This window comes from Luteococcus struthionis, from assembly GCF_048595755.1.
GTDB lineage: Bacteria > Actinomycetota > Actinomycetes > Propionibacteriales > Propionibacteriaceae > Luteococcus.
The window spans coordinates 1,037,763-1,060,704 of the sequence record NZ_CP184360.1 but is presented as its reverse complement, the minus strand read 5'-3'; the positions used below and the strand labels follow the sequence as shown (position 1 = coordinate 1,060,704).

19 protein-coding genes and 1 tRNA gene are annotated in these 22,942 nt (G+C 68.7%); 7 read left to right on the top strand and 13 right to left on the bottom strand.

The genetic code is table 11. The annotated features are described in order from the left end of the window. Nucleotides 1–6: 6 nt before the first annotated feature. Nucleotides 7–1,278, bottom strand: a complete 1,272-nt coding sequence (locus ACOAMO_RS04870) for a glycosyltransferase (protein ID WP_420176461.1) — start codon at nucleotides 1,276–1,278, stop codon at nucleotides 7–9. Between the two features lie 133 nt (nucleotides 1,279–1,411). Between ACOAMO_RS04870 and ACOAMO_RS04865 the strand changes: the two genes are divergently transcribed. Together ACOAMO_RS04865 and ACOAMO_RS04860 are read left to right on the top strand one after the other, a co-directional pair. Beyond that, on the top strand, nucleotides 1,412–2,536 hold the full coding sequence (locus ACOAMO_RS04865) for a glycosyltransferase (RefSeq protein ID WP_420176460.1): 1,125 nt from the start codon (nucleotides 1,412–1,414) through the stop codon (nucleotides 2,534–2,536). Between the two features lie 98 nt (nucleotides 2,537–2,634). Further along, complete coding sequence (locus tag ACOAMO_RS04860; RefSeq protein ID WP_420176459.1) at nucleotides 2,635–3,738, top strand: glycosyltransferase; 1,104 nt, start codon at nucleotides 2,635–2,637, stop codon at nucleotides 3,736–3,738. Here ACOAMO_RS04860 and ACOAMO_RS04855 read toward each other — a convergent pair. The 6 genes from ACOAMO_RS04855 to ACOAMO_RS04830 form a co-directional block, all read right to left on the bottom strand. After that, on the bottom strand, nucleotides 3,710–5,008 hold the full coding sequence (locus ACOAMO_RS04855; RefSeq protein WP_420176458.1) for an O-antigen ligase family protein: 1,299 nt from the start codon (nucleotides 5,006–5,008) through the stop codon (nucleotides 3,710–3,712). The genes ACOAMO_RS04860 and ACOAMO_RS04855 overlap by 29 nt on opposite strands. Before the next feature lie 105 nt (nucleotides 5,009–5,113). After that, nucleotides 5,114–6,424: a hypothetical protein gene (locus ACOAMO_RS04850; protein ID WP_420176457.1), complete on the bottom strand. Its 1,311-nt coding sequence runs from the start codon at nucleotides 6,422–6,424 to the stop codon at nucleotides 5,114–5,116. 56 nt (nucleotides 6,425–6,480) lie between these two features. Further along, nucleotides 6,481–7,647, bottom strand: coding sequence for a hypothetical protein (locus ACOAMO_RS04845; RefSeq protein ID WP_420176456.1), 1,167 nt, complete (start codon nucleotides 7,645–7,647; stop codon nucleotides 6,481–6,483). Further along, on the bottom strand, nucleotides 7,644–9,098 hold the full coding sequence (locus tag ACOAMO_RS04840) for a hypothetical protein (RefSeq protein ID WP_420176455.1): 1,455 nt from the start codon (nucleotides 9,096–9,098) through the stop codon (nucleotides 7,644–7,646). The genes ACOAMO_RS04845 and ACOAMO_RS04840 overlap by 4 nt, the downstream gene beginning before the upstream one ends. Nucleotides 9,099–9,100: 2 nt before the next feature. Beyond that, nucleotides 9,101–11,557: a transglycosylase domain-containing protein gene (locus ACOAMO_RS04835; protein ID WP_420176454.1), complete on the bottom strand. Its 2,457-nt coding sequence runs from the start codon at nucleotides 11,555–11,557 to the stop codon at nucleotides 9,101–9,103. Next, nucleotides 11,550–11,969, bottom strand: coding sequence for a DUF5318 family protein (locus ACOAMO_RS04830; RefSeq protein ID WP_420176453.1), 420 nt, complete (start codon nucleotides 11,967–11,969; stop codon nucleotides 11,550–11,552). The genes ACOAMO_RS04835 and ACOAMO_RS04830 overlap by 8 nt, the downstream gene beginning before the upstream one ends. Nucleotides 11,970–12,077: 108 nt before the next feature. On the opposite strand from ACOAMO_RS04830, the gene ACOAMO_RS04825 reads away from it, so the two are divergent. Further along, entirely contained in the window at nucleotides 12,078–12,968 is an 891-nt protein-coding gene (locus tag ACOAMO_RS04825) for an aminodeoxychorismate lyase (RefSeq protein WP_420176452.1), read from the top strand. A 68-nt stretch (nucleotides 12,969–13,036) separates the two neighbouring features. On the opposite strand, the gene ACOAMO_RS04820 is transcribed toward ACOAMO_RS04825, so the two are convergent. Continuing rightward, nucleotides 13,037–13,109, bottom strand: a tRNA-Ala gene (locus tag ACOAMO_RS04820). 182 nt (nucleotides 13,110–13,291) lie between these two features. Here ACOAMO_RS04820 and ACOAMO_RS04815 point away from each other — a divergent pair. Next, entirely contained in the window at nucleotides 13,292–13,561 is a 270-nt protein-coding gene (locus ACOAMO_RS04815) for a glutaredoxin domain-containing protein (RefSeq protein WP_420176451.1), read from the top strand. A 121-nt stretch (nucleotides 13,562–13,682) separates the two neighbouring features. On the opposite strand, the gene ACOAMO_RS04810 is transcribed toward ACOAMO_RS04815, so the two are convergent. The 3 genes from ACOAMO_RS04810 to ACOAMO_RS04800 all read right to left on the bottom strand — a co-directional run bounded on the left by ACOAMO_RS04810 (nucleotide 13,683) and on the right by ACOAMO_RS04800 (nucleotide 17,852). After that, nucleotides 13,683–14,849 carry a metallophosphoesterase family protein gene (locus ACOAMO_RS04810; RefSeq protein ID WP_420176450.1) on the bottom strand — a complete coding sequence of 389 codons (1,167 nt, stop codon included), beginning with the start codon at nucleotides 14,847–14,849 and terminating at the stop codon, nucleotides 13,683–13,685. Between the two features lie 48 nt (nucleotides 14,850–14,897). After that, a complete protein-coding gene (locus tag ACOAMO_RS04805) occupies nucleotides 14,898–16,454 on the bottom strand; it encodes an alkaline phosphatase D family protein (protein WP_420176449.1) in 1,557 nt (518 codons plus the stop codon). 159 nt (nucleotides 16,455–16,613) lie between these two features. Beyond that, the gene (locus ACOAMO_RS04800; protein WP_420176448.1) at nucleotides 16,614–17,852 is read right to left on the bottom strand and encodes a glucose-1-phosphate adenylyltransferase family protein; all 1,239 of its coding nucleotides are present in this window, start codon (nucleotides 17,850–17,852) and stop codon (nucleotides 16,614–16,616) included. A 115-nt stretch (nucleotides 17,853–17,967) separates the two neighbouring features. Between ACOAMO_RS04800 and ACOAMO_RS04795 the strand changes: the two genes are divergently transcribed. Continuing rightward, nucleotides 17,968–18,498: a DUF4282 domain-containing protein gene (locus ACOAMO_RS04795; protein WP_420176447.1), complete on the top strand. Its 531-nt coding sequence runs from the start codon at nucleotides 17,968–17,970 to the stop codon at nucleotides 18,496–18,498. Nucleotides 18,499–18,571: 73 nt separating this feature from the next. Here the strand turns inward: ACOAMO_RS04795 and ACOAMO_RS04790 are convergent, their stop codons facing one another. After that, complete coding sequence (locus ACOAMO_RS04790; protein ID WP_420176446.1) at nucleotides 18,572–19,987, bottom strand: FtsX-like permease family protein; 1,416 nt, start codon at nucleotides 19,985–19,987, stop codon at nucleotides 18,572–18,574. Then, on the bottom strand, nucleotides 19,984–20,748 hold the full coding sequence (locus ACOAMO_RS04785; protein ID WP_420176445.1) for an ABC transporter ATP-binding protein: 765 nt from the start codon (nucleotides 20,746–20,748) through the stop codon (nucleotides 19,984–19,986). The genes ACOAMO_RS04790 and ACOAMO_RS04785 overlap by 4 nt, the downstream gene beginning before the upstream one ends. Before the next feature lie 143 nt (nucleotides 20,749–20,891). Here ACOAMO_RS04785 and ACOAMO_RS04780 point away from each other — a divergent pair, with 143 nt between their 5' ends. Both ACOAMO_RS04780 and ACOAMO_RS04775 read left to right on the top strand, forming a co-directional pair. Further along, nucleotides 20,892–22,196, top strand: a complete 1,305-nt coding sequence (locus ACOAMO_RS04780) for a sensor histidine kinase (protein WP_420176444.1) — start codon at nucleotides 20,892–20,894, stop codon at nucleotides 22,194–22,196. After that, complete coding sequence (locus ACOAMO_RS04775) at nucleotides 22,196–22,942, top strand: response regulator (protein ID WP_420176443.1); 747 nt, start codon at nucleotides 22,196–22,198, stop codon at nucleotides 22,940–22,942. The genes ACOAMO_RS04780 and ACOAMO_RS04775 overlap by 1 nt, the downstream gene beginning before the upstream one ends.

Below are 22,942 nucleotides of genomic sequence, written 5' to 3'. Positions count from 1 at the left end.
GAAGGATCAGCTCTCGCGCAGCTCCGCGGCGAAGGCCGGGTAGACCCGGTCCTTGGAGAAGTTCTCCTCCCACACGGCGCGCGACGCGTCGCACAGCCGGCCATAGGCCTCGTCGTCCATCCGGGCGATCGCCAGCAGTGCGTCGGCCGCCTGCTGGTCGGTGAATTCCGCCGGGAGCAGGGCGCCATTGCGGCCGTCGTGGACGATCTCGCGCACGCCACCCACATCGGTGGCGACCACGGGCAGCCCCAGGGCGGTGGCCTCCATGATGGAGACCGGCAGCCCCTCGCTGGCGGAGAGGTTCATGAACAGCGAGGGGTGCTGCTCGCGGTAGAGGCCCGCCAGATCGGTATTGCGAACATAGCCCGGCATCACGACGTGCTCCTTGCCCAGCAGGGATTGCGCCTGTGCTCGCAGCTCGTCGAGCTCGTCACCGGAGCCGTAGTGGGTCCACAGCACGTCGAAGCCCGCCTCTTGCACCAGCTTCAGCGCCGGGGCGAAGCGGTCCAGCCGCTTGACCGGCAGGGTGAAGGAACAGCTCACGACGTGGAAGGGCTGCCGCGAGGTCTGCACCCGCTCGCCCGGGTCGGGGGTGCCCAGCCGACGGGTCGAGACCTTGCCCGCGTGGGCGGGGTAGCGGCGCTGCAGGTATTCGGTGCCGTCGTCGGAGACGGGGTGCACCGCGTCGAAGCGGCCCAGGAAGGCCTCTCTCAGCGGGATGTGACCCATCGGCGCGGCTTCCTCGTACAGGTCATAGCGGTGGGTACGGCTGACGAGCTGGTTGATCCGCAGCAGCGGGTAGAGCTGTGGCAGCTGGTCGGCGACGAGCATGGCGACGCGGGCCGGGACGTGCAGCCAGTAGGCACACAGGGTGACCTCCTCCAGCTGGCCCAGGCCCATCCGGTCGAACTGGGGTGCCAGCTCGGCGTGGGCCGCGCGGGCGCGCCCCTCGAACTGGGCGTCCATCACGACGTGGCGCGGATCCTTGGGGCGGTCCATCTCCGCGAAACGACCACCAGCCAGGTGGGCCATGCCCTTGGCCGTGGTCAACGCCGCCTGCCTACGTCCAGTGGGGCGACGGCCGTCGACGTGCAGGGCCATCACGCCCTCCGGCAGGCGCCGGGTCAGCTTCGCGTCGGGCCCGGTCTGGCAGGCGATCACCACCACCTTGTCGAAGGCCTCGGCGAGCGCGTCGATCTCGTTCTCGAGGAATTCCTCCCCCTTATCGAAGGGGTAGACATTGGTGAACAGCAGCAGTGCGTGACCTTCGGTGCCCATGGGCCGAGTCTAGGCCAACCCCCACACCACCCTCTGTTGCCGGCCGTGAACACTCAATCAGGAGAACAAAGCCTCTCCGTGACGCCCCCAAGCAATACAGTTTCCTCACTGAGAAACCTGACTGGAGATTCCTGTGGCCGATTTGCGCATCATCTATCACGTCCCCTACCCGTTGGTCTTCGAGAATCCAGGCGGGTCGGGGGTGCGACCCGTGAAGATGCTGCGGGCCCTCGAGTCCATCGGTGAAGTCTGGTTGGTCAGCGGTCACACGGCGGAACGCAAGAAGGCCATCGCCAAAGTGGACGCAGCCATTGCTCGGGGGGTCACCTTCGACCTCGTCTACTCCGAGTCCTCTACGATGCCGACCGCGCTGACAGACCCGGATCACCTTCCACGCCACCCGTTCATGGACTTTGCCTTCCTGCATCGGATGAGGCGACACGGGCTGAAGGTGGGGCTCTTCTATCGTGACATCTACTGGCGCTTCGACGACTATGCCCCCCACGTGCCCCGGCTCAAGCGTCTCTTCTCCAAGGCCATGTACCGCTACGACTGCTTGGCCTACCGTCTGGCCGTGGATGTCCTCTACCTCCCCAGCGAACAGATGGCGGCCTACGTGCCCTTCTCCTCCAAGCGCACCAAGCCCCTCCCACCCGGACATGACATCGTGGGAACGCCGCCGGAGACCAACCCTGCTCCGCTGTCCTTGCTGTTCGTGGGCGGTTTCAACGACCACTACCGGCTCCACGAACTGTTCGCAGCGGTACAGCAGTGCCCGGACGTGCACCTCACTGTGTGCACCCGCGAATCGGAGTGGCAAGCCGCACGCCACAGCTACGAGGAGTACCTGGCAGACAACATCGAGATCGTGCACCGCCATGGAGAGGGCCTCAAGGAACTCTTTGCGAAGGCCAACATTGGAGTCCTGTGCATCGAGCCGAGCGAGTACCGAAACTTCGCAGCACCGCTGAAGTTCTACGAGTACATCGGCAACGGGAAGCCCATCCTGTGCTCGAACCACACCTTGACCGGCGATCTGGTCACAAAGTGGGGAATTGGTTGGACCGTGGACTACGATCGAAAGGCCTTCGTTGACCTGTTGCACCAACTCACAGCACACCCGGACCAAGTCTCAGAGCGTCGCTCACAAGTACTCAATGTCCGGATGGTGAATTCTTGGCGTGGCAGGGCCGGTCAGATCGTGAAGGACCTGACCGGTCGTGACGTGGACTTGTCCGTTGGATCGGCCAACTCCTGACGTGCTTCGGCTCGTCGCGGGGCCGCTCCCCCTGGCCGACCAGATCACCACATGACCCGGATTTCGCAGACGCGACGACCCGCTGCAGAGGATTGACCATGACGAGCACGCCCCGCATCATCTTCCATGTTCCGTCCCCCCTGATCCTGGACAACCCGGGCGGTTCGGGGGTGCGGCCGGTGAAGATGCTGCGCGCCTTCGAGCAGTTGGGCGAGGTGTGGATCGTCGCCGGGCACAGCAAGGAACGCCGCGAGGCCATGAAGAAGGTGGAGCAGGCCATCGCCGACGGTGTGCACTTCGACCTGGTCTACTCCGAGTCCCACACCATGCCGACGACGCTGACGGACCCGGACCACCTGCCCCGCCATCCCCTGCTGGACTTCGGATTCCTGCACCGGATGCGCCGCCACGGCATCAAGGTGGGCCTGTTCTACCGCGACATCTACTGGCGTTTCCCCATCTACGGCAAGGGTCTGCACCCGGCCAAGAAGCAGTTGGCGCTGGCCATGTACCGCTATGACCTGCTGGCCTACGGCCGCACCGTCGACCTGCTCTACCTTCCCAGCCTGCGCATGGCCAGCCACGTGCCCCTGCCCTCACGGGTGCCACTGGCCGAGCTTCCCCCAGGCCATGACGTGACCGACGCCCCCGCGGCAGTGGAGCCTTCGCCGTTGAAGCTGCTGTTCATCGGTGGTTTCAGTGAGCACTACCAGCTGCACGAACTGTTCGCCGCGGTGCAGCAGCTGCCCCAGGTGAGCCTGACCATCTGTACCCGCCCCAACGAGTGGGAAGCGGCCCGGCCCGAGTACGAGCAGTACCTGGCCGAGAACATCACCGTGGTGCACCGCCATGGCGAAGGGCTGCGGGAGTTGTTCGAGCAGGCGAATGTGTGCGTCGTCTCGACCAAGCCGAGCCAGTACTGGACCTTCGCGGCTCCGCTCAAGGTCTATGAGTACCTGGGCCACGGAAAGCCGATCCTGGCCTCCACCGGGTCACTGGCCGGAGACTTCGTGCAACACCACGGGGTGGGCTGGACGGTGGACTACGGCCGCGACTCGCTGCGCGAGGTCCTGCAGAGCCTGGCGGACGATCCCGCGCGGATCGAGGCGGCGCGCGACAGCGTGCTGCGGGTGCGCAGCCAGCACTCGTGGCTGCGTCGGGCGCAGCAGGTGGTCAGCGACCTGACGGGCCGTCCGAGCTGAGTTCGTCGGCCTCCCGCGAGGCCCCGACGGCGGCCACCGTCGGCCCCGGGGTGGTGCCGAGCACGCCGGCCACCAGCAGCCACCACCACAGGGCGATGCCGAAGCTCTTCAACAGGTAGGTGTCCAGCAGGCTGGCGGCCAGCGCGGCGACCACGCACACCGACAGGCAGAAGGCCCACGGGTCTGCCTGCGGGGTGCCCATGTGCTGCCATTCGCGGCGCAGCCGCAGCACCAGGGCGGCGCACAGGACCAGGAAGAGCGCCAACCCCACCAGCCCCAGCTCCACCGCCACGGCGGCGAAGGTGGAGTGTGCGCTGGTCAGGTGTTCGCCGAAGCCGCTGATGACCTTGCCGCGCCACGCGATCTTCAAGTGGCCGGTCTCGAAGGCCATCCAGGGCCACAGGTGTCCGCTTCCCACCCCCAGCAACAGGTTCTGCGGGCTGGAGGTGAACACGTCCCAGGCGGTGCGCAGGTTCATCGCCCGCATGTCGTCGCCCAGCACCAGCACGCGTTGCAGCGACGGCACCAGCGCCACCAGCAGTGCCAGGGCCACGGCGGCGCCCGCGAGCACGCGCCCCACTCCCCGCCCCAGGCCGCGCGGGAAGGACCACAGCAGGAAGATGATCCCGGCCAGGACCAGGCATCCCAGCCCGGCCCGGGAACCGGTCGCCACCAGCAGGGCCACCGACAGGAGCACCCCTGCCAGGCTGGCCCGTCGACGATGGCCAGCCAGATGTGAGCCCAGGAAGAGACCACCCGAGAGCAGGAAGGCCTGGTGCACGACGGCGGCGCCACCCATGCCGGTGGCCAGCCGCGGACTGTCCATCGCCACCGCCATGCCGGGCCATTCGGCCAGCGAGGTCACCAGCAGTACCCACGCCGCCCACCACAACATGGCGCGACGGCGGGCCCGCGGCATCGCCAGGGCCAGCGCCCAGGCGGCCAGCATGGTGACACCCGCCTCGATGACGGGCACCACGAGGTAGCGCCGGGGCACCAGGATCTTCTGGATGAAGGGCCGCTCGGTCAGCAGTGAGCTGACCAGGGCGTAGCCGAGCAGCAGTGAGAAGGAGCCGAGCATCACCCGTCCGGTGCGGTTCACCTGGCGCCGGTTGATCCAGAGGAAGGGCGCACAAACCAGGGCCACCAGTGAGAAACCCACCAGTCGGGCGCTGATCGGGTCGGGCTTGCCACTGAGGCCCAGCCGCAGGTCGAACATCACGACGACGGCCACCAGGGGCAGGACGCCCCACGAGATCCAGCCGCCCAAGCTTTCCAGAGTTGATGGGCGCTCCGCGCCTGTCCTGGGCTTCAGGGTCGTCTGCTCTTCCGGGGCTGGCCTGGCGGGAGGCGGGTCGACGGTCACGCGGCAACCCTACTCGGGCAGCGCAGCCGCCCCCGGGTCCGCAACGCTGCTCCGCTCGTCGCCAGCCGGGCCGGTGGCCAGGAAGGCGGCCAGCACCAACCACCACCAGAAGCTGGTGGCGAAGTTCTTGAACAGGTACAGGTCGAACAGGAAGGCCGGCAGCGTCGCGATCACCGCCAGGCAGACCAACAGGCCCGGGCTGTCACCGCGACGGGCGCGCCGAGCCACGGCCAGGACCAGGAAGACGAACATCAACACCACGGGGATCAGAGCCAGGGCACCCAGCTCCACCAACACTCCCAGGAAGATCGAGTGCGGGTTGGTCAACGCCGTGCCGAACTCGGTGGGCCCCTCACCGCGCCAGGGCATCTGGAGCCGGCCGGTCTCGAAGGCGAACCAGGGCCACAACCGGCCCCAGCCCAATCCGAAGAAGACCGTGCTGGGCGAACCACCGAGGCTGTCCATGGCGGTGGTCAGGTTGGTCAGGCGCAGCTCGTCGGAGAAGGCCACCAGCCGACGCAAGGACGGCACGACCACCACCAACAGGCCCAGCGCCAGGCCCGTCGCGACGGCCACCCGGCTGGTCAGGCGTCGGGCCCTGCCGGAGGTTCCCCAGCGCAGCACCAGCAGGGTGAACAGCGCCACGCAGATCAGCCCGGCGCGCGACCCCGAGAGCAGCGCCATCACCACCGCCGCGACGGCCAGCGTCGCATTCAACACCACCCGACTGCCCCGCACGGCGTGGTCGGCGAAGATCCCGGCGCACAGCAGCAGCGGCACGTGCACCACGGCAGCCCCGCCCAAGGCCGACGAAAGCCTGATGATCTCGCCATTGGCCACCCCTCGCCACCACGCGAAGGGGGTGAGCGCGACGATGGTGACAGCCGCCATCCACAGGGCGCGTCGACGGTCCTTGGGGGCCATGGACAGCACGATGCCGAAGGCCGCCACGGGCACCAATCCGGCCTCGATGACCGGGGTCACCAGGTAGCGGCGCTCCACCACCACCTTCTGCAACAAGGGCCGGGTGGTGGTCAGGGAGCTGACCAGGGCACAGGCCCACACCGTGCCGAAACTGCCCAGCACACGGCGGGAGGCCGGCAGGACGTGTCGTCGGCGCACCCAGATCACGGGGAGGGTCACCACCACGATCACCGTATAGAGCAACAGCTCCAGGCTCAGCACGCCGTGGTTGCCGTTGACGTCGCGGCGCAGGTCGAAGAGCGTCAGCGCGGCCATCACCGGCACCAGGATCCACAGCGCCACCCGCTGGGCATGACCCAGCCATGCTTGGGTGCGGGGAGTCACCGGGTGGGCCATTGTGTCAGCCTACAAGCCGGACCCTCGTCGCCATGCACTGTTCGGCCCACGGCAGATCAGCTCGCCCACGCGCCGGTGAAGTACAGCCAGGCCCACCACACCATGCCCATCAGGCTGACCAGCCCGAAGAGCACGACGCCGATGCGGGCGAGCATCACCGACCCTCCGAAAGGCACGCGCCCCTCGTGATGGACACTCGACCACGACCGCGGCCACCCGTGGGCGGCCAAGGAGCCGACCAGCAGCCACAGCGGAAACCACAGCAGCACGGCCCGGTTGACGCTCATGAACCAGTAACTGGTGGCGAAGGCGAAGACCTGCACCCCCACCCAGCCGGCCTGGGCCCAGCTGCGCCGTACCAGCAGCACGACGGTGGTGAGCACCCCCACCAGCATCGAGACCACCTCGAGCCCGAAGACCGCGGCCACCGAGGGGCGATCCGGCCAGCGCGACGGGCGTGCGGCATCCATGGTGTTCTGCAGGGCATCCACAGGATTGGTGAAGCCACGGTTCCAGCCCGACTGCTGCGCCTCGAACCAGGCAGACCACGATCCGGTGAGGTGGTGCAGGTAGGCGACGTAGCCGAACAGCACGATTCCGGCACAGGCCACCAGGGCCGCATCGCCCAGGCGTCGCAACCAGCTGCGTGAGGCCTGGGTGAGCGCCAACAGGCCGAGCCCGCCGATCAGGAAGAGACCCGAGATGCGAAAGCCACAGGCCACCCCGACCAGCAGGGCGGCCTGGCCCCATCTGCCGCGCGTGCCCCGCTCCCAGGCCCAGAAGGCCGCGGCGCAGAAGGGCGCCTCGGTGTAGGCGATCGAGGTGAAGACGGTGGTGGGGGCGAAGAGCCACAACCCAGCGGCAACCGGCCCTCCCAGACGCAGCAGCGCCCAGGCCGCCAGGGCGGAGCAAACCGCCGAGATCCCCACGCCGGCCAGGCCCATCGGGATGGCGAAGGCGTCGGCCAGCCTCAACAGCAGCGGCAACCCGGGGAAGAAGGCCTGGTCGAGCGGATCGGCATAGCCCTTGGTGGCGATCGCCTCGAAATGTGCCACGTCCCAGGCGCTGAGCAGATCGTGCCCGCTGCGTCGCTGGGTCAGCATCACCAGCAGGGCCACCAGCAGGAGCAGGCCCCGGCTGAGGAGCCAGGCGCGCGCCACCCACCAGGCCTCCAGGGAGGCAGCGGTGGCGTGTTGGGGTGGAGCCGGTCGCCTGCTGCTCACCGGTCCTCCCCCGCCCCGTCTTGTGCTGCCCCGTTCTGGGCAGCCCCGTTCTGTGCTTCCCCGTTCCCGTGAATCGTGGGAGCGACGAGCACGTCGGGGCTGTGGTCGAGCACACCGCCTGCCGGATCGTCGACCGACGGGCCACGCACCGGATCCAGCCAGGGTTCCCGCACCCCGCGCGCCACCTGCTGCACCAGCCAGAGCAGCACCAGCAGGCGCAGCACGATCGCCGCCAGGTAGACGACGTCCTTGCCGCCGTCACCCGGCGCGGAGTCACCCCCCAGATGCGCCCACACGGCCCACCAGTAGAGCACCTCGGCGACGCTCCACACCGCCCAGTCCCCCAGCCGGGGACGTGCCAGGGCCACCAGCGGCACGAGCCACACCACGTGCTGCGGGGTGTAGCCCTTGCCCACCAGCAGCCAGCCGGCCACCAGCAGGAAGGCCACCTGCCCGACGCGGGGGCGGCGGGGAGCCCGCCGCACCAGATTGGTCACCCACGCCACCCAGGACAGCATCAGGGCCGCCACCAGCAGGCTCACCGCGGGGATGCGTACCCCCAGCTCCTGCAGCACGAACCACGACGACCCCAGATCGGCGCCGCTGGTGGCCCACGCGGTGTAGAAGGTGGCCCAGGCATCGGGGAAGGCCAGTGCCAGCGGCACATTGCACACGGCCCACACCAGCGCGGCCCGCCCCGCCGCTCGTCGCCAGGCCCGCAGCTGCCCTGCCCGTGCCGAGAGCAGGCGCAGGGCCAGCAGCACCAGTACCGGCCAGAGTCCGGCAGCGATGGCCAGGCCCAGCAGCACGCCACTGAGGCCGGGGCGACGCAACGCCCAGGCCAACAGCGCCGCGCTGGTGAGGCTGGCGGCCAGCAGGTCCCAGCTCACCAGGCCGGCCGTGAAGACGGCGGGCGAGGCGGCGACGAGCATGGCGTCCCAGCTGCGCCTGCGGCCGCGGGTGGTCTCGGCCAGTGAGGAGGCCGACTCGCGTCCCAGCAGCAGGTGGCAGGCCACCATCACCTGGAAACAGATGAACAGCAGCACCGCGGTGGTCAGGAAGAAGATCTCACTGCTGCGAAGCAGGTCGGCAGCGGCAATGCCGGGGGCCAGCCCCGGGCCGAGCAGCCCGGTGACCCACCTGGCCAGCGCCACCAGGGCGGCGGCCAGCGGGGGCTGTTCCATCGCCACGTCCGCATAGGGCCATCCGCCCGTGGCCAGCGCCGAGGTCTGGAAGAGGATCGGGACATCCGAATAGCACAGCCGCAGGAAGGCGTCGACGCTCTCCTGGGGCGAGGGTTGGCGGCACAGCGAGTGCCGTTGCAGGGTGAGCAACCACAACAACGTGGCAACGGCAAAGGCCCACGGCGCGGGGTTGCGCCATGGGCCACCTGCCGCGGCGTGACGGCCCATCGGGCCGCCCAACCGTCGGTTGAGGTCTGTGATGCTCACGCTCAGCCGTTCCCGCCGCCGTCCTGGCCCTTGCCAGCGGCGCCCTGCCCGGCGCCGCCCCCGGCCTCTGCGGACCTTCCGGGAGCCTGCTGCGTCACCTGGTTGGTGGGCGGCGGCACCGGAGCCTGCGTCGTCGCCGGCGGAGGCTGGTTGCCGGCATCCCCGTCACTGGTGGGGGGCGGCGCCGCTTCGGTGGTCTGCGGCGGCGGCTGGCTCGTCTCCGGCTGGGTGGGCTGCTCGGTCGGCTCCTGCTCGGTCGGCGGCTGCGTCGTCTCTGGCTGGGTCGGCTGCTCGGTGGGTGCCGGTGACGATTCCGTCGCGTCGTCGGCGGGCTGCTCGCTGGGCTGCTGCTCGTCGCTGGGCTGCGGCTGGCTGGAGGTGGGCTGTGACGCCTCCGGCTCCTGCGTCGCGCTGCTGCTGGGCTGGGCCGTGGGCGTGGCCGGCGGCACATAGACCTCACCGGTGCGCTCCTTGCCCAGGTTCACGTTGGCGGGCTCGGGGAAGGACTTCCACTCCTGCCCCTCCATCGCCGTCTTCATGAAGTCGCGCCAGACCATCGCGGGATAGGTGCCACCGAAGAAGGCGGCATCGCCGGGGCGACGGTAGTTGTCCAGCGAGGCGTTGCCGTCGTCACCGGCGACGAACATCACCGAGGTGGAGATCTGCGGGCTGGTGGCCACGAACCAGGCCGAGTTGATGATGTTCCTGCCCTCACGGGTGATGCCGTTCGTGCCGGTCTTGCCGGCCACCTGGAAGCCCATGTTGGCCACCCGGGCACCGGTACCGCCGTCGACCACCGAGCGCAGGCCCGAGACGACGTCGGCGGCAATGTCCTGCTCGATGTTCTGCTCGCCCTCGGTGTCGGCGCTGTAGATCACCTTGCCCTGGGCATCCTTCACCTCGGCGACGACGTGGTTGGGCACGTGGCGGCCCTCATTCGCGAAGGTGGCGAAACCGCCGGCATTCTCCAGCGGGCTCACCTCGGCCATGCCCAGGGCCACGCGGCCGTTGGGGTCCCAGCCCTCGCCCTTGGGCACGCCGGCGTCATTGGCTGCCTTGATGACCTCCTGCGGACCGTTGTCGATCTGCTCGGTCATGTCGACGAAGGCCGTGTTGATCGAGTCGGCCAGCGCCTTGCGCAGCGTCACCGGGCCGTACTGGTGGCCCTGCTCATTGCGGACGATGACCGAGTCGCCGCGTGGCCGGTAGGTGCTGCCCTTCAGCTGGGTGCGCAGGCTCATGCCATTGCGCAGGCCCGCCACCGTCGCATAGGCCTTGAAGGTGGAGGCCGACGGACGGTCGGTGGTGGCCCAGTTGCGGGTGTTCTTGATGTAGTCCTCGCCGCCGTAGATGGCCAGCACCTCACCAGAACCCACCTTCACCGAGGCGATGGCCGGGTGCAGCTTGGCTGCGCCGCCGTCACCGTTCTGGCCGACGAGCTTCTTGTAGTAGCTGCCCACCTCGGTGGCGCGGTCCTGCAACTTCTTGTCGAAGGTGGTGGTGATGGTGAGACCGCCACCCTCGATCTGGCCCTGGGTGAAGCCCTTGGCCATCAGCTCGTTCTGCACCATCTTCAGCAGGTAACCATTGGTGCCCACCCAGCGCTGGTTCAGCGGGATGTCGGGGAAGGTCGGCAGCGCCTTGGCCCACTGGTCGTGCTGCTGCTGTGTGATCTTGCCCGCCTCGAGCATGCCCGAGAGCACATAGCGGTAGCGCTCCAGCAGGCGATCCTTGTTGCCCTTGGCCGCCGACGGGTCATAGATCGACGGATTGTTCAGCACGCTGGCCAGCACCGCGGCCTGCGGCACGGTCAGGTTCTTGGCATCGGTGTTGAAGTAGCTCTTGCTGGCAGCCTGGATGCCGTAGGCGCCACGCCCGAAGTAGATGGTGTTCAGGTAGCCCTGGAGGATCTCCTCCTTGGGCATCTCCTTGCCCATCTTCACGGCCAGAGCCAGCTCCCGCAGTTTGCGGGCCATGGTGCGGTCCTGGCTGAGGTAGAGCACCTTGATGTACTGCTGCGTGATGGTCGACCCGCCCTGCACCTCACCACCGCGGGCAATCGCCCAGGCGGAGCGGAAGATGCCGGTGGGCGAGATGCCGCGGTCATTCCAGAAGTCGCGGTTCTCGGCGGCCACCACGGCGTCCTTGATGCTCTGCGGCATCTGGGAGTAGCTGAGGCTCTGGCGGTTCTGCACCGCGAAGCTGCCCAGCTTGGTCTCACCGTCGTTGTAGTACAGGAAGGTGGTGTTGGTGGTGAATTCCTTGTTCGGATCCGGCAGCGAGGTGCGGTTGTAGAAGACCAACCCCGCGATGGCGCCGACCAGTGCCAGCACCAGCACACCGATGGCCAGCACCCCGGCGATCTTCTTCAGCAGCCCGAAGGACCCGGATCCCTTGGGGGCGTGCGCGCCAGCGGGCCTGGATGCCGAACCGGTCCGGTCAGGGGTCTTGTCAGCCATAGATGTCCTCAACGGTCTCTTGACGGCGTGGGGCGCGACGCTTGCGCCCATCACCCAATGTGTAGGTGGTCACCAAGTGGTTCCAGAAGCAGTCCGGACACACCTCGACGACGCGCACCTTGAACTCCCCGAACTGGTCCTGCATCTCCACCAGCTCCTCGGTGGAGCGGATGCGGCCACTGAATTGTCCCAGCTGGCTGCCGAAGACGTAGTTCAGGTTGGTGAGGCGATCGCCCCCGCACACCGGACACTCCTCGGCGCTGGGCTCCCCGTGGTGCAGGGCAGCCCTCACCAGCAAGGGATCGGCATCGCAGGGACCATTCTCCTCCAGGGCGCGCACCGGCTGCTGCAGGGCGACGAGGGCTCGACGACGTTGCAGGGCATGACTCACCACCTGGCGCTGCGACCACATGCGCCCAAGGATAGATCCGGTGCGCTGACATCTCCCTGAGACGGTCGACCAACCACGCCGCGGTGGACGACACCCCACTTCCTGCCCCGATGCGCCTAGCCTTGTGGAATGAAATCCAAGGACTCCGACTCCAGCCGACCCGCGCAACTGGTGGCCGTCCACGGTCGTGGGGTGATTGCCGCCAAGAAGCAGGTGGCCACTGCCGACGATCTGGGACTTACCCGGGGTGACGGTGTCTTCGACGCCACGCGCGTGGTGACCGCCAGCGACGGAGTCAGCCAGGTGGACCATCTGGAGCTGCACCTGGCCCGTCTGGACCGCTCCTTGCACAAGCTCGCCGGCGAGCACACCGACCTTGACGCCTGGCGGGCCCTGGTGGAAGAGGCGACCAGCGCCTGGCGCCACCCGGGCGAGGCCATCCTCAAGCTGATGCACACCCGCGGATCCGAGAGCGCCCCCGGCCAGCCGCTGCTGGCGTTGACCATTACGCCGATGAGCAAGAAGGCACTGGCCCAGCGTGAGGGGCTGCGCGTGGTCACCCTGTGCCGCGGTACCGCCAGCGACGCACACTCCGACGCGCCGTGGCTGCTGGGTGGGGTCAAGACGCTCAGCTATGCCACCAACATGGCCGCCGGGCGCGAGGCCGAGCGTCGCGGCGCCGACGACGTGCTCTACACCAGCACCGACGGCTACTGTCTGGAGGGCCCCACCTCGTCGCTGGTGGTGGCGCGCGACGGCAAGCTGCTGACCACCCCGCACGGCGCCACCGGCATCCTCGACTCGGTCACCCAGCACGTCATCTTCGAGCGAGCCGCCAAGGACGGCTGGAAGACCGAGCTGCACCTGATGAAGCCGAAGGACGTGCTCAAGGCCGACGCCGCGTGGCTGGTGAGTTCGGGACGCGGCGCCGCGCCCATCCTCGAGCTGGACGGCAAGGACGTGCCGCAGGACGCCAAGCTGACGCGCAAGGTGAACAAGTACGCGGGTTTTCGCGGCTGACCGGGCCTGGCACAGGTTCGCGCAAACGATCACGGCCCCGACGGGGAACCGTCGGGGCCGTGATCCGGTGGAGCGTACGGGGTTCGAACCCGTGACCTATTGCTTGCAAAGCAATCGCGCTACCAACTGCGCCAACGCCCCGTGCCCCGCGATGGGGTACTGGGGAAGTCTACGGCAGGGGTGCCACGAGCGGCAAAACATCGGGGATGCCACAGTCGCTCGGGTTCGTGCAATCCGAGTGGGTTCCTGTGATCCGCGTGGGTTGCAACACACGCGGATCGCGCAAACCCGAGCGGCTTTCGGGATACGGCAGGATCGTCGGCATGGAAACCCAGCACTCAGAGGCCATCATCCCTCGCGGCAAGGACCACGCCATCGTCTACTGGCGGCCGGGCTGCCCCTACTGCGAGAGCCTGCTGCGCGGCCTGGGCGACGACGAGCGGATCAGCCTGGTCAACATCTGGGAGGATCCCGAGGCCGCGGCCTTCGTGCGCAGCGTGCAGGACGGCAACGAGCTGGTCCCCACCGTCGTGGCGAAGGGACGAGTACTCACCAACCCCGACGCCAGCCAGGTGCTCGCCGCCCTGGCCTGAGACGTGACTGCGCCCCGGGCAACCGCGTCCCCGAGAAGGACGCGGTCACCGCGGGGCGCAGCGGAGCCTGGTTCAGGAAGCGGGGCCTGAACCAGAAATCCCTGGATCAGACAGGCCCAGCTCAGAAGGGCAGCGGAGCCGGTTCGCTGATCCGGACATTGTCGACGGTCTCGACGTCGACGCCCAGGTCCTTGGCGTACAGGTTGCGGGTGGCGAACTCGCCGGGCTTGCGCTCGTCGAGGGTGAAGACGCGGCAGCCACGCAGGTGGTGCTTCTTGGCGCCGTCCAGGCCGTAGGTGCCGTAACCGGTGCCGGGGGCGTACCCCAGGTGGACGCCGAAGTAGTTGCCCTCGTAGGTGTTGACGTGGTCGTGGCCGAAGTAGATGCCCATCACGTCGCCCTGCTCGCGCACGGTGTTGTAGATGCCCGAGTTGAACTGGCTGACGTACTCGCGCTCGTTGCGGTTCGGGTCGGTGATCTGGTGCTTGGTCAGGGCCTTCTGGTGGCTCTCGTCGGTCCAGTCGGTGGGCGATCCGTACCACATGAAGCGGGTCTCCCAGACGGGGATGTGCATCCACATCAGGCCGGGCACCGGGCCGCCATTGCGCTTGGCGAGCTCGAGGCTCTGCTCGCGGTACCAGCAGACCTGGTCGGCGTGCAGGGTCTCGTAGGTGTACTCCTCCACCTTCTGGCCGTCGAGGGTCTCCTCCTCGTAACGGCCCGAGTCCAGCAGCCACAGGGCCGCGGCGGTGCCCTTGGTGCGGCGGCCGGCCACCGGGATCATCACATTGGAATGACCGCTGAGCGAGTCGTCGCGCACGTTCATGTTGTGCTCGTAGCCCAGCAGGAAGTTCATGATCTTCTGCTCGGTCATGCCGGACTTCTTCAGCGAGTCCTCGTCGTGGTTGCCGAAGGTCAGCGCCCAGGGCACGTTGGCGGCCTCGACGGGGGCGATCACGTTGTTGTAGGCCTGCTTGACCTGCTGCGCGGTGGCGGGATCACCGTTGATGATGTCGCCGTTGAAGACCACGAAATCGGGCTTCTCCTGGGCGACGGCCTTGGTGATGAGCTCGATGGTGCGCTTGTCGGTCAGGTGGGTGTCCTGGGTGTCGTTGAACTGGATCACCTTGAAGGTGCCGTCCTCGCGGAAGCGCAGCTTGCTGGCCTTGGGGTGCTTCTTGCGGCCCTTGCCGGGCTTGGCCTCGGCCTGCCCGGCGACGGCGGCAGCGGCCGTGATTCCGGCGCCCATGGCGAGCACGCCGCGGCGTCCGACGGTGGGATTGGTCATGATGTCTCCTGGGGTTGTGGGTAGGTGGCGAACAGTGGGTGGCCGTGGTCAGCGCTGGGGTTCCAACGCCTTGGTGTAGAGCACCTCACCCAGCCCATTGCGCAGGCTGACGGTGAAGGTTCCGGCCCGGTCGATCTCGACGTGGCCGAAGAACATGGCCTTCTGGTTGCGGGGAGACTGCAGCTTGTACTCGGGCACTCCCTGGAAGAGCACCTGCGGGCCGAAGGTGGAGTCCATGTCATTGGGGCCGAAGCCCCCGGCGCTGATCGGGCCGGCGACGAACTCGTAGAAGGGGTCGAAGTCGCTGAAGGCGGCCTTGGTCGGGTCGTAGTGGTGGGCGGCGCAGTAGTGCACGTCGGCGGTCAGCCACACCACATTGCGGATCTTGCGACGCTTGATCTCGCTGAGCAGGTAGGCGAACTCCAGCTCACGGCCCTGCGGCCCTCCCGGACGACCATTGGAGATGGCCTCCACGTTGTCGCCGTCGGGGACGATGATGCCGATCGGCATGTCGGCCGCAATGGCCTTCCAGGTGGCCTTGGACTTCTCGAGCCCGTCGAGCAGCCACTCCACCTGCTTGTTGCCCAGGAAGGCACTGCGGGCCTCGCCGGCCGCCTCGATGTTGGAGGCCCGGTAGGTGCGCATGTCGAGACAGAAGACGTCCAGGTGGGCGCCGCGGGGCACCTTGCGGTAGAGCTGCGGCTGCTGGCCCAGGTCCTGACGGCCACGGCCGTGGCGGTCCGAGATGGGCATGTACTCGAAGAAGGCCTGGCGGGCGCGGGCGGCCAGCACGTCGACGCGGTTCTCGAGGGCGTAGCGCTCGTCGTCCAGCACCTCACCGGGGTACCAGTTGTTGGTGGTCTCATGGTCATCCCACTGGCTGATCACCGGCACGTCGGCGTACATGGCGCGCAGGTTGTCGTCCATCAGGTTGTAGCGGTAGCGGCCACGGAACTCGTTGAGGGTCTCGGCCACCTTCTCCACCTCGGGGGTGGTGATGTTGCGCCAGACCTGGCCGTCGGGCTCGGTCTGGGTGGGCAGGATCGGCCCGTCGGCGTAGATGTTGTCGCCGGAGTGGATCAGGAAGTCGGGGCGCAGCTCGTGCATCGCACGGTAGGCGACCATGCCGCCCAGGTCGGGATTGATGCCGTAGCCCTGGCCGGCGGTGTCGCCGGTCCACACGAAGCTCTGCGGGGCGGTGCCCAGATCGGGCGTGGTGAAGTGACCGACGCCGGTCTGGCCGCGGCGACCGTCCATGTCCTCGAACTGGATGCGGTACTGGTACTCGCGGCCCGGGCGCAGGCCCCGCAGCTCGAGCTTGGCGGTGAAGTCGCTCTTCTGGGTGGCCCAGGGGCCGGGGACGGTGCGCCACGAGCCGCGACGGCCAGAGGTGGAGACCTGCACCATCATGCGGCCGGGGCGATCGGAGCGCGACCACACCATGGCGCCACGGGCGGTGACGTCACCGGCCTGGACGCCGCTGGGCAGGCCGGCGCGGGAACGGACATGGGCGGGGGCGGCCTTGGCCAGAGAACCGGGGCCGCCGAGCGCGAGCATTCCGGCGCCGCCAAGGGCACCACCGAGCAGTGTGCGTCGTGTCGTCATGACCACGACATTGCCCATCCTGAGTGTCCTTCAGCTGAGCTTCAGGTGACGTGCGGGGGAACGTTGCTCCCCGCACGCGTTGCCAACAGGCGCACGCAATGCAGCGCGTGCTTCGGTGGGCTCGACGTGCGCGGATGACCGCGCACGTCGAAATGCCGGTCAGCTGGCGGGTTCACCCGGCTGGATCCGGGCACCCGGCTCCACGACGGCACCGTCCTCCACCACGGCGTCCATGCCCACCAGCGTGACCTCCTCGGACTTCAAACGGGAGTCCTGGTCCTGCGCCTGGTCTGCCCCGACGTGGGCGTCGACGCCGATCTGGCTGCCGGCGTCCAGGATGCTCCAGCCCACCTGGGCACCCGACCGCACCCGCACCCCGCGCATCAGGACGGCGTCGTGCACCACGGCTCCCTCCTCGATCACGACGTCGGGGCCGACGACGCATCGTTCCACCCGGCCGTACACCTCCGTGCCATTGCCGAGCATCGAGTCGACCACCGTCGCGCCGTCATGCACGCGAGCGGCGGCCCGTGCCTGCGAGGCCGTCGACATGGGCCAGTCGGGCCGATGCAAGAGGTCGACCTCTCCGGCCAGCAGGTCCTGGTGGGCGCGGAAATAGGCCGACGGACGCCCCAGGTCACGCCAGTAGCCGGGCAAGGAATGGGCCACCACCTTGCCGCGCTCCACCAGGGCCGGCAGCAGGTGCTCGCTGAAGTCGCCCAAGCCGGAATCGTGGTCGGGCGCGCCGGGCGACAGGACGTCGTGCAGCCGCTCGAGCTGCTCGATCAGCACGTCAGGCTCGTAGAGGAAGACCTCGGAGGCAATGGTCTCGCCCTGCGGCTCGTCGGGCTTGTGGTGCACGGCCAGCACCCGACCATCGGCGTCCACGTCCACCAGGGTGTGGTGGCCCGCTTCGTCCACATTGATGGAGGTGGTGACCACGGTGCACTCGGCACCAGCCTCGCGATGGGTGCGCACCACGTCGCGGTGGTCCAGCGAGTAGACGTGGTCTGCCGAGAGCACCAGCACCAGCGTCGGATCGTGGCGACGGATCATCTCACGGATGCGGAAGAGCGCATCGGCATTGCCGGTGGCCATGCCCTCCTCGTTCTCGCCGATCCCCTCCTGTGGGGGCAGGACGCGCAACCCGCCGCGATTGCGGTCCAGATCCCAAGGGCGGCCGTGGGCCAACACCTCGTCCAGGCTGGAGGCGCGGTACTGCACCACCACCCACACGTCGCGCACCCGGCTGTTGACCAGATTGGAAAGGCAGATGTCCAGCAGCGAGAAGACACCACCGAAGGGGAGCGTGGGCTTGGCTCGGCGCTGGGTCAGCACCTCCATCCGGCTGCCCTTTCCGCCGGCGAGGACTATGGCAAGGATGCGTTCGCGGTCCATACCGTCAAGGTAGCTGAGGACTTGCCACCAACAGGGCACCCGAAGGGGTACTTTCCGCTGAACCGACCCGATCCAGAACTAGGCTCAGCGCCATAACCCGTACAAGGAGACCCATATGAGCGATCAGAACCCGCAGAACAACCCCTGGGCCCCCAACTCGGGCCAGCCCGCCGGGCAGGACCCGCAGCACCAGCCGAGCGCCAACCCGGCTCCCCAGTCGACGCCGTGGGGCCAGCCCCAGAACCCGCAGGCCCCCCAGGGCGGGCCCGTGAATCCGTACCCGCCGCAGCAGCCCCAGCACTGGGGTGGCTCCAGCAGCCATGAGTCGCTCGGCGCCGAGACCAAGGGACTGTTCGGCTCGCTCTTCGACTTCTCCTTCCGCCACTTCGCCACCCCGAAGATCGTGCGGATCACCTACATCCTGTGCACCGTGATGATGGCCCTGGTGGCGCTCGGCATGGTGGCAGGCGCCTTCGGGATGATGGCCCAGGACGAGGCCGGAGCCGGCTTCCTGATGCTGCTGCTCACGCCGATCGTGATCCTGTTCTACCTGGCGCTGATCCGCATGTCGATGGAGATGTACGTCGCCCTGACCCGCCTGGCCGAGGACGTGGGTCACCTGCGCGAGGAGCTCAAGCGCCGCTGAGGCGGCGAGCCCAAGCGCCACTGACGCACCGGGTGGGCGCCCCCCTGCATTGCCGAGGGCACCCACCCGTGTCTCACTCCGACCGCGTCAGACCAGCGGCCAGGACCTGCCGCAGGGTGGCGCGGCTGGCCAGCAGCGCCAGCCAGACCGTCGCCATCCCTGCCACCAGCACGGCCAGCACCGTGAGCGGCGCCGCCGGTTCCAGGGCGGCATTGATGATGCCCAGGGGAAGCACCAGCGCCAGCGCGGCCACCGCCGAGAGCAGCACCACGGCGAACACGGGCCGCAGCACCGCTCGGCGCCTGGCCGCGTCGATCAGCGCGGTCGGCATGCCCACCATGGCCAGCCCCACGTAGAGCTCGCGACGGTCGAGCACGGCAGCGGTCTGGTTGATGCCGATGCTGCAGGCCACGGTGACGAAGCTGATGGCCAGCGTGAGCAGCACGCCGGTGCGGATGTCGCTGGCCACCACCAGATCCTGGGGGCGCTGGCCCTCCACCATGCTGGCCATTCCCATCCCGACGCCCATCAGCACACCGACGAAGGTGGTGGCTCCCAGCGCTCCCACCTGTCGCCAGGTCTGCTTGGGGTCCTCGAGGATGGTGCGGGCCGCGAGCAGTTGCACCGGGCCCCGGGCACGATGCAGGTCCAGCCGCGCCACCAGGGCGACCAGCCACGGCCCGGCCAGGTTCACCGCCAACAGCGGCGTGCCGAACATGAGCACCATCATGACCAGCACCACGCCCATGCTGGGTGCGGCCCCCAGCAGCTTGGCGACCACCGAACTGGCGGCGATCGCCAGCACCGCGATGACCATGCGCGCCTTCGAGGTGGTGGGTGCCTGCTGCCGGGTGCGGACCCCCAGCGGAGTCACCTCCACCTTGCGCAGCCCCAACACCGAGCTGAGCACGGCCAGCACGACGATCACCAGCAGGGCGCCCAGCACGGGCAGGACGCCGATCCACAGGTTGCCCGCGCCGATGGGGCCACCGCCGAAGTGCAGCAAACCGAAGACCGGCATCAGGGCCAGGTAGCCCAACACGCCCAGTGCCCCGCCCACCAGGGCGATTGCCCCGGCCTCGGCCAAGGTCAGCAGGCGCAGCGTCGCCTGGCTGGCGCCCAGCAGCCGCAGCGAGCTCAGCCTCGTGTCGCGTCGACGTGCCGAGAGCCGCGCCGCTGCTCCGGCCAGGGTCATCAGGGGGATCAGGAGCAGGGCGAGTGCCACGCTCGAGAGGAAGCGGTACAGGCCGGCCAGTTCTCCCGTGGTGCTGAAGAAGTGGTGCACCCCACCGGCCACCGACAGGCTCAGCGCACTGGCCACCGCCAGCGCGCTGACGGGCAGTGCCCAGCTGGAGCGATCCGCGATGCTGGCCGGCCCCAGCAGGCCCGCCAGTTCACGAAGCACCCCCAGGGCGGGTACCCGCGAGGCGTCCAAGGGTTCGCCCTGGGGCAGCACGACGGGGGCCTCCACTCGGCTGGTGCAGCTCATGCCGCACCGTCCAGGGCGGGACGCAGCGGATTGCTGTCACTGACCACCCGGCCGTCCTCCAGACGCACGGTGCGTCCGCATCGTGCCGCGACCTTCTCGTCGTGGGTGACCATCACCAGGGTGCGGCCTCGCCCCACGGTGGCGTCCAGCAAGGCCCCGAGCACCTCGGCGGAGGTGGCCTGGTCGAGTGCGCCGGTGGGCTCGTCGGCAAAGGTGACCCCTGCTCCCGTGACCTGGCTGCGGGCGATGGCCACGCGCTGCACCTGCCCACCCGAGAGCTGCCCCAGGCGACGGTCCTCCATCCCAGCCAGCCCCAGCTGCGCCAGCCAACCCCGCGCCTGCTCCTCGGCCGCCCGACGGCCCACCCCGGCCAGCATCAACGGCAGGGCGGTGTTCTCCTGGGCGGTCAGCTCGGGCAGCAGCAGGCCCTGTTGGAAGACGAAACCGAAACGCTCACGCCGCAGCTGGGAGCGCTGTTCGGCGTCCAGGCCGTCGACGCGCACCCGAGAGACGTCGTCGTCGAGCAGCACCTGCCCGGAGTCGAGCGTGAGGATGCCCGACAGGCAGTGCAGCAGGGTGGTCTTGCCGGAGCCCGACGGGCCCATCACCGCCACCGACTCACCTTCCCGGATGGCGATCGAGACACCGCCGAGGGCGACGGTGGGGCCATAGGTCTTGACCAGGCCAAGGCCCACGAGTACGGCATGGTCGGCGTGGGTCCGCCCGGGCAGTGATTGGTTGTGATCGAGCTGTTGCATCATGCTCCCAAGCCAATCCGGCCAGCCCCTCAGCGCACATCCTCCCGGCGAAGCCTCCTTCGGGGAGCCCTCTGCACCCCTGGTATGAGACCGACCCCATGCCGTGGGGGCAGGCCAAGCGGCGGTGATCCTCCTAGGCTTGGAGCATGTCCTCCGTCGCCCCCGCCCCGTCTGCGCCCGAGCGCACCTGGCGGGGCAAGCTGCTGCGTCCCAAGGTGGGCGACGTGGTGCTGGCCTGCTTCCTGTGGTTCAGCGGCTATGGCGGTCTCCAGTCACCCGGATGGCAGAGCCCGGAGCTTCCCAGTGAGCTGTACGCCCTGTGGTCACTGGGCTTCGTGCTGCCGCTGGTGTGGCGACGCACCTTTCCCACCACGGCCACCCTGGCCATCATTCCGGCCCACCTGCTGCAACTGGCCCTGATGGACAACTTCATGCCCGCCAACATCACGGCGCCCGTGATGATCTATGCGGCGGCACGCTATTCGGCGCCCGTCTGGGCTCGTCGCTGCCTGACCCTGGCGCTGCTGGGCTGTGTGGCTGCGGGCCTCGACTGGGCACGAAGCGCCATCTACAACCCCAGCGGCGGCTTCCTGGACGGCCTGGTTCCCTTCCTGGCCAACGGCGGAGCCTGCGCGGCCGTCATCCTGGCCTGTTGGTTCGCGGGCCAGTGGGCCCGCCAGAAGGACCTGGTGCACCTGTCGTGGAGGCAGCGCGCCGAATCGCTGGAGCGGGAGCGGGCCCAGGGCATGGCGCTGGTGGCGCAGGAGGAACGTAACCGCCTGGCGCGCGAGATGCACGACATCGTCGCCCATTCGCTCAGCGTCATCGTGGTGCAGTCCGACGGCGCCGGTTACCTGGCCAGTCACGACGAACTGGGCGATGCCGAGACCCGGCTGGCCCGGGTGAACCAGGCGATCGAGACCATCGGGCAGACGGCGCGCACCGCGCTGGGCGAGACCCGACGCCTGGTGGGAGTGCTGCGCCAGGACGGAGAAGAGGTGGAGCTGGCCCCGGCTGCCACCCTGGACCAGATGGACGAGCTGGTCGCCCAGCTGCAACGCGCCGGGGTGCCCGCGAGCTTCACCGTCGAAGGCGATGCCGACGCGCATCCTGCGCTGAGTGAGGGCGCCCAGATGGCGCTCTACCGCGTGGTGCAGGAGTCGTTGACCAATGTGATGAAGCATGCCGGCCCGGGCGCCACCGTCCAGGTGAGCCTGCAGCATTCGTCCGAGGGCATCAGCCTGCGCGTGGCCGACACCGGCTCGGGCCCCAGTGGCAGCGTCGACGGCCACTATGGCGACGGCCTGGGCCACGGCCTGGTGGGCATGCGCGAACGCATGGCCGCCTGGGGTGGCCAGCTCAGCGCCGGACCACGCCCCGGGGGCGGTTTCGCGGTGCACGCCGTGCTGCCCCACCACCCCGCCCCCACCCCCGACGAGAGGACCTCCTGATGGGCGAGACCCCGATCCGACTGCTGCTGGCCGACGACCAGGAGATGGTCCGTGCCGGCTTCCGCATGGTGCTGGACGCCCAGCCCGACATGACCGTGGTGGGCGAGGTGGGCAACGGGGCCCAGGCCGTCGAGGCCGCTCGCTCCGGCGTCGACGTGGTGCTGATGGACATCCGCATGCCGGTGATGGACGGCGTGGAGGCCACCCGTCGCATCACCGGCGCTGCATCCTCCAAGCCCTCCTCCCCAACCACGGTCCCCGAGCCCACGTCACCCTCCACGGTCCCCGAGCCTGTCGAGGGGCCCCGGGTGCTGGTGCTGACCACCTTCGACCTGGACGAGTACGTCTACTCCGCACTGCAGGCCGGGGCGGCCGGCTTCCTGCTCAAGGATGCTGGCCCGGCCGAGCTGCTGGCCGCGATCCGGGCGGTGCATTCCGGCGAGGCGGTGGTGGCCCCGTCGGCCACCAGGCGGTTGTTGGAGCGCTTCCTGCCCAGCCTGCCGTCGGGCCCCCAGGAGCTGCACGACACCCAGGACAGGCTCTCTCCGCTGACCGAACGGGAGCGCGAGGTGCTCGTCGAGGTGGGCAGCGGCCTGACGAATCAGGAGATTGCCGCCAAGCTCTTCCTGGCGGAGGCTACGGTGAAGACCCACATCGGGCACATCCTTGCCAAGCTGGGATTGCGCGACCGGATCCAGATGGTGGTGCTGGCCTACGACACCGGGTTGGTCAAACCTCAACGCTAG